This window comes from Mycobacterium sp., assembly GCF_049281135.1.
GTDB lineage: Bacteria > Actinomycetota > Actinomycetes > Mycobacteriales > Mycobacteriaceae > Mycobacterium.
On the sequence record NZ_JBAPRN010000131.1, the window covers coordinates 1 to 5,544 of the forward strand.

7 protein-coding genes are annotated in these 5,544 nt (G+C 63.9%); 2 read left to right on the plus strand and 5 right to left on the minus strand.

Features of this window, described 5'->3' with window-relative positions; genetic code table 11:
* The 3 genes from WAN02_RS05330 to WAN02_RS05340 form a co-directional block, all read right to left on the minus strand.
* The coding region (locus WAN02_RS05330; RefSeq protein ID WP_422263134.1) for an alpha/beta fold hydrolase at nucleotides 1–723 on the minus strand (723 nt) is incomplete at its 3' end.
* Nucleotides 687–992 (minus strand): hypothetical protein, encoded by a 306-nt coding sequence (locus WAN02_RS05335; RefSeq protein ID WP_422263135.1) that lies wholly within the window; start codon nucleotides 990–992, stop codon nucleotides 687–689. The genes WAN02_RS05335 and WAN02_RS05330, both read right to left, overlap by 37 nt.
* Nucleotides 993–1,344: 352 nt before the next feature.
* Entirely contained in the window at nucleotides 1,345–1,695 is a 351-nt protein-coding gene (locus WAN02_RS05340) for a DoxX family protein (protein ID WP_422263136.1), read from the minus strand.
* Nucleotides 1,696–2,111: 416 nt separating this feature from the next.
* Between WAN02_RS05340 and WAN02_RS05345 the strand changes: the two genes are divergently transcribed.
* Nucleotides 2,112–2,333 carry a hypothetical protein gene (locus tag WAN02_RS05345; RefSeq protein WP_422263137.1) on the plus strand — a complete coding sequence of 74 codons (222 nt, stop codon included), beginning with the start codon at nucleotides 2,112–2,114 and terminating at the stop codon, nucleotides 2,331–2,333.
* Between the two features lie 132 nt (nucleotides 2,334–2,465).
* The gene (locus WAN02_RS05350; RefSeq protein WP_422263138.1) at nucleotides 2,466–3,557 is read left to right on the plus strand and encodes a lytic transglycosylase domain-containing protein; all 1,092 of its coding nucleotides are present in this window, start codon (nucleotides 2,466–2,468) and stop codon (nucleotides 3,555–3,557) included.
* 6 nt (nucleotides 3,558–3,563) lie between these two features.
* Here the strand turns inward: WAN02_RS05350 and WAN02_RS05355 are convergent, their stop codons facing one another.
* Both WAN02_RS05355 and WAN02_RS05360 read right to left on the minus strand, forming a co-directional pair.
* Entirely contained in the window at nucleotides 3,564–4,340 is a 777-nt protein-coding gene (locus WAN02_RS05355) for an SDR family NAD(P)-dependent oxidoreductase (RefSeq protein WP_422263139.1), read from the minus strand.
* Between the two features lie 232 nt (nucleotides 4,341–4,572).
* Nucleotides 4,573–5,517 carry an SDR family NAD(P)-dependent oxidoreductase gene (locus tag WAN02_RS05360; RefSeq protein ID WP_422263140.1) on the minus strand — a complete coding sequence of 315 codons (945 nt, stop codon included), beginning with the start codon at nucleotides 5,515–5,517 and terminating at the stop codon, nucleotides 4,573–4,575.
* Between the last annotated feature and the right edge of the window lie 27 nt (nucleotides 5,518–5,544).

Genomic DNA, 5,544 nt, shown 5'->3' on the forward strand with positions numbered 1-5,544 from the left:
GTCCAAGAGGGTCACATAGGTGACGAGATCTCCCAACGGGCGGATCATCCGGAACGCGGCACGCATCGCCGCCGGCGGCACGTTACCGGTTTCATCGAGGACGTCTTCGGGTTCGATCCGACCCTGCCGTGTCAACCAGGACAGCGGACCCACCTCGTCCCAATTGGTGGGGGCCGCCAGGGTTATCAGTGCCGGCGGCTGCTGCTCGGTGGATGCGGCCCACAGCACGGCGATCAGACCGCCGAAGCAGTGTCCGATGACGATCGGCACACTCGCGCAGTGTCGTGTCGCGGCGCCGACGGCGGCCATCATGTAGTCATCGACGTATGTCGACATGCTGTTCTGCGCGTCGCGCGCGTCGGGTACGCCCCAGTCCAGACATAAGACGTCATACCCTGCATCGAGGAGATGTTCGACAAAGCTGTCACCATGGCGCAGATCCCAGATATAGCTCCTGTTGATGAGGCTGGGAACCAACAAGATCGGCGGAAGGCCTGCATCCGCCCCGGCGGTGTAATGCATCAGGCTGGCCCGTCCCCGTGACCAGATCACGGTGCGCGGTGTGCAGCCGACACCAGGTCGGTCCAATCCGGCAGCTAACCGCAGCCCGTTGACGGCCCGTCTGATCTGGCGTTCGGCAGTTACCGCGACGGCATCTGCCAAACCGCTGATTGACGCCGTCCCGATCATGAGCGCCGCGTGGACTCGGGGCGGCCTGCCCATCGCGACTCCTGGGCGTCAACGAGCCGGTCGATGCTGTACTGCAGCTGGGCAATCTGGCGAGAGCTGGGAAGGCCCAGGGCGTCCGCGATTGCGTAGCGTGCAGCGTCAGCTGACCGGTGTGCAAGCCGGCCAAGGGAATTGGCGACGGTCAGGGCATCAAGGACCGTATCGGTGCCTACCGCCTGCTCCAGGCGGGGAGACAACCGCCGTTCGGCCGTGAAGAACGCTGTTTTCCAGTCAGTGGCCCAGTCGGGCAGCTTCAGTTCCATGGCGTCCGCGTCGTCAAGATCACGATGTCAGTGTCTTTCTGCGCCGCGCGTCAGGCATCATCTGCCAGGTGATGCGGGGCTGCGTGTCCGAGGTTGGTGGTTACGGAGTCCGTGACGGCGCGGCTGGCTCCTGTCATGCGGGCCACGACTACGCCAACCGCGCCGCGATCGACATTAACGCGGCCAGCTGCGCGCGACGAGCCGCCTGAGGCTGACGATGATCCGGAAATGGCGGTGTTGGGGGTCCTGATCGTTGTCACTGATGCCGATACACGGGGCCTCTCGCGGTCTGCCGCGCATCACTAGCGCCGAGGATGCGTCGCGGGCCGCCAGTGACCAGGGTGCCATCGGCCTACAGTGACAAGATTCGCAAGACGGCCGCGGCCACGGTCGCTACGAAGAGGACCGCCGCCGGCAGCGAACCCTTCGCCTCGCCGGCGCAGATATGGGTGACGATCCCACCGATCATCAACAGTGCGAGTCCCCCGGCCGCCGCCGCTCCGAGCACAGGCACGACCAGACCGATCAACAGCCCGGCCACCGCCGCGATCTCCAAGAAACCGACGACGCGATACAGCTGAGGGTTGATCTGCAGCTGGTCGCGCATCCGCAGCGATGTCTTGGTGCCAAGGATTTTCGGGATTCCCGCGCCGAGGAATACCGCGGCCAGAACGATGGTCAGGACAATTGTTGCGACGAACATCCATGATCCTTTCGGTGTAGGTGACATCCGATAGAACGATCGAAAGCCCAATCGGGGCGTCATTCAATCACGTTGTGCTGCACCAGGAGCACCTCCGGCTCTGAGCCGAGATTGTCAGCCCTGAGCTGGTCGCCGGCAGGTAGACGCGACGCGGCCGCACGCCGCCAACCCGACACAGTCGGCCAGCAACGGATGCTGATCGGCCAGAACTGTCTCGCCGGGGCGGTCGGCCCGCGCCTACCGTGGTCTCACTACCGAGTTTGTGAGCTGCATCACCAGGGTTCCCCGGCGCCTGACACCGACGAAGGAGTCGACATGCCGCTCCGGCACCGCAGGTCGAGTACGTCTACGACGTGATGGTCCGGCGGCACTACGACTTTCTGAACCCTGGCGAAGCCATCAACTCTGGACATGCAATGTCCGACAAACGCCGGGGCGAGGGCTTTGCCCGACTGATGGGTGATCTGAAAAGTGACATCGTCCCCAACGATGAGTTCGCGGCCAATTACCCAGTCTCGTATGCGGTTAATCTCCTGCACCTTGCTCAGATCTGGCAGCTGGGGAACTCCGGGGCGCACTACCAACCGCCCGACGAGGGCACGGATACCCCGTCGATCCCCACCCAACGCGGGTACTGAGACAAAATGGCGCGCCACCGCCTGAGGCCCCATACCGAGGAACTGGCTTTGGTCTGCAGACCGCCCAAGGCCTTGGCTGAGTGGAGGTTTAATCAGTGTCACCGTGCGACGTTGCGCCAGTGGATAATCCGTATGACACCGAGCTCAGCGTTAAGCGTCGTTGCGATAACTTCGTTGGTATTTGCTTGTGCCGTCAGCGGCATGGCACGCCCGGTGCCCGCTCCTACACCGGATTTGCCCCGGGTGGTCATTACTCCGGTCGCGGTTGATGCAGCCGCCAGTCGTGAGGTGTCCGGGCCGGTCATGGTCGCCGTCGCGCGACCGCCAGTCGGTCTACACATCGCGGTGGTCAGCAAGTCGGCTCCGCCGCCGGCATCGGTGGTGAATTCGCCTAATGGACTGGGCATTCCGTCAAAGGCCCTGGCTGCGTACCGTAATGCCGAGCAAATGATGACCACCGCTGATCCCAACTGCGGGATCAGCTGGAATCTCTTGGCCGGTATCGGACGCATCGAATCCGGCCACGCCAACGGCGGTGCGACCGATGCGCGCGGCATCGCCGTCCGGCCGATCTACGGACCGGCGCTGGACGGCACGCTGCCGGGAAACGAAGTCGTCGTCCAAAGCAGTGGCGCCGGCAGCGTCACCTACGCGCGTGCGATGGGCCCGATGCAGTTTCTGCCCGGCACCTGGGCGCGATATGCCTCCGACGGTGACGCCGACGGCGTGGCCGATCCCCAGAACCTTTACGACTCAACGCTGGCCGCCGCCCGGTACCTCTGCAGCGGCGGCCTGAACTTGCGCGACCAGTCTCAGGTGATGTCGGCGATCTTGCGCTACAACAACTCGATCCCGTACGCCCGCAATGTGCTGGGTTGGGCCTCGGCTTATGCCACCGGCGTGATTCCGGTAGACCTGCCACCGGTGACCGGGCCGGCACCGGGCCTCGGCGACCTACATCTGGAGCATCCCGAGGGACTCGGTCCGGGACTGCCGCTCAACATCCACGGCCTCCCGCCCACCGATCCGCTGGCGCAGACGCCCCTAGTCGACTTTGGACAATCGCAGATATCCCTACAGCAACCGATTGGGCCGTCCCAGTCGCTGGCCCCGGCGACACCCGGTTGCACAGTGATATGCATTGGCCCGCAGGACTTGCCGCCGCAGCAGCAGTCGCCGGCACATCCGATCACGGATCCGCAAGGGCCTTCGCCATCGGGTTGACGGCAGTCAGAATGCGAATTCCCGAGTGCCGCCGTCGACCGGGACGACGGCGCCCGTGACAAATGAGGCAAGCGGTGAGGCTAGGAAGGTGATGACCGCCGCGAGCTCTTCCGGCCGGCCGGCTCGTCCCAACGGGATGAGGTCGGCGATGAGGGCATCACGAGCGTCGCCTGGCGGAAACGACTGGTCCGTTTGCTCTGACTCGGTGAAACCCGGCCCCACGCAGTTGACGGTGACGCCGTATTTGGCGACGGCCGTCGACATCGATTTAGACCATATGTGCAAAGAGGCTTTGGCTGCGCTGGCGGCGTTGATCGTGTACGGCTCGCTCTTTCCCACGTACGGCTCGCTACTTCCGGTGATGTTCAGCACCCGCCCGAATCCCCGCTGCTTCATCCCATCGAGGAACTCGACTGCCAAACGTCGCGGTGCATCAAGGTTGATGGCTGCCGCCTCAGACCACTCTGCATCCGACGCATTCAAGGCGAGGTATCTGGCGCCCCCAGCGTTATTGATCAGGATGTCGAGGGTGCCGATCGACTGTTCCACTTGTTCACGGATTCGCTCTGCGGCGCCGTCTGCCGTCAGGTCCTCCGCGATGAGCGCTGGACGGTCGAGCCCTGCCTTTTCGAAGTCATCGGCAACCGATTCCAGGTCGGATTTCGAACGTGCCGCGATCGCGACCCGACAACCTTCGCCGGCCAGCATCATCGCCGTGGCTTTTCCGATTCCCTTGGTGCCACCTGTTACAAGGCAAGCTCGGTCCGTTAGCTGTAGGTCCATATGGTGAATGCTCCGTTCCAGTTCAGCGTGTTGTCCCGAATCGGGCTACACACATGCGTCCTGGTTTCTCGGTCCTCAATCCGGCCGAACGATCGAACAGCCACTAGCTTTCGATCGGTCCAGACGATCATGTCAGCTGTCTCCATTTTCGTCAACAATAATGTTGACAAAGCTCGCGCGTGTCCGTGCGCCCGAGTCGTGCCGACCCGTTGGGAGTGTTGTCACACCCTCGCTATTGGGTGAGCTGGTTGGAAATCTGCCAGAGCCTTTCGGCGTTGTCGTGATCGAGGGCATACGGTGCGACACCGCCGGTGTGGTTGGCGCGCTCGCTTACGGTCGCAGCCTCGGCGCAGTCTTCGTAGTAGCGCCCGGTGACACCCTCGACGTCGGGACTGGCCGCTAACAGCACCGACGTTGCGGCGCCTTGCTGGATCGTCTTGACCGGCGGCAGTGCAAGGTCTGTCGTCTCACCAAAGGCGGCCAAGTCCTCGGGTCTCATGTGCCGGGCGAGCGCCGTGGTCGCGACATTGCCTGGCATCACAGAGTTGACCGCAATGCCATCGCCGGCCCAGCGAGGCGCGGCGCCGACCGCGAACAGGATGTTGGCGCACTTCGACTGGCCATAGGACGTCCACTGGTCGTATGGACGGAACCGATAGTGCAAATCGTCAAAAACCACCGGCGAGAACAGATGCCCGATCGAGGCCACCGACACCACGCGGGCATTCCCGGCTGCGGCCATTGACCCGTGCAGGCCCGTGGCAAGGGCGAAGTGGCCGAGATGGTTGGTGGCAAACTGCATTTCGTAGCCCGATGTGGTCCGCGTCAACTGGGGCAAGGCCATCACGCCAGCGTTGTTGACCAGGATGTGCAGCGGACCCGTCCAGGCGCGCACAAAGGCTGCGACCGAGGCAGGGTCGGATAAGTCCAGCGCCGCCACGTTCACCGTTCCGCCGCCGCCGGGGAGGGTTCCGGCGATCTGGTCGGCTACTTTGTGGCCGGCTTCGACATTGCGCACCGCCAAGGTCACGTCGGCGCCAATCGACGCCAGCGCGCGAGCGGTCTCCGTACCGATGCCTGAACTCGCGCCGGTAACGACCGCGCGCCGCCCGTGTAGATCGAGCTGCGTAACGATCTCGGCTGCTGTGGTTTCGGGTCCGTACTTGGGCGCTGCCATAGTCACTCCAGGGTCGTGGAACGGGCC

Bases quoted from the DNA above. Each gene is read 5' to 3' on its own strand.
- WAN02_RS05345 (WP_422263137.1), top strand. From the start codon at position 2,112: ATGTCCGACAAACGCCGGGGCGAGGGCTTTGCCCGACTGATGGGTGAT.
- WAN02_RS05360 (WP_422263140.1), bottom strand. From the start codon at position 5,517: ATGGCAGCGCCCAAGTACGGACCCGAAACCACAGCAGCCGAGATCGTT.
- WAN02_RS05350 (WP_422263138.1), top strand. From the start codon at position 2,466: ATGACACCGAGCTCAGCGTTAAGCGTCGTTGCGATAACTTCGTTGGTA.
- WAN02_RS05340 (WP_422263136.1), bottom strand. From the start codon at position 1,695: ATGTTCGTCGCAACAATTGTCCTGACCATCGTTCTGGCCGCGGTATTC.
- WAN02_RS05335 (WP_422263135.1), bottom strand. From the start codon at position 992: ATGGAACTGAAGCTGCCCGACTGGGCCACTGACTGGAAAACAGCGTTC.
- WAN02_RS05355 (WP_422263139.1), bottom strand. From the start codon at position 4,340: ATGGACCTACAGCTAACGGACCGAGCTTGCCTTGTAACAGGTGGCACC.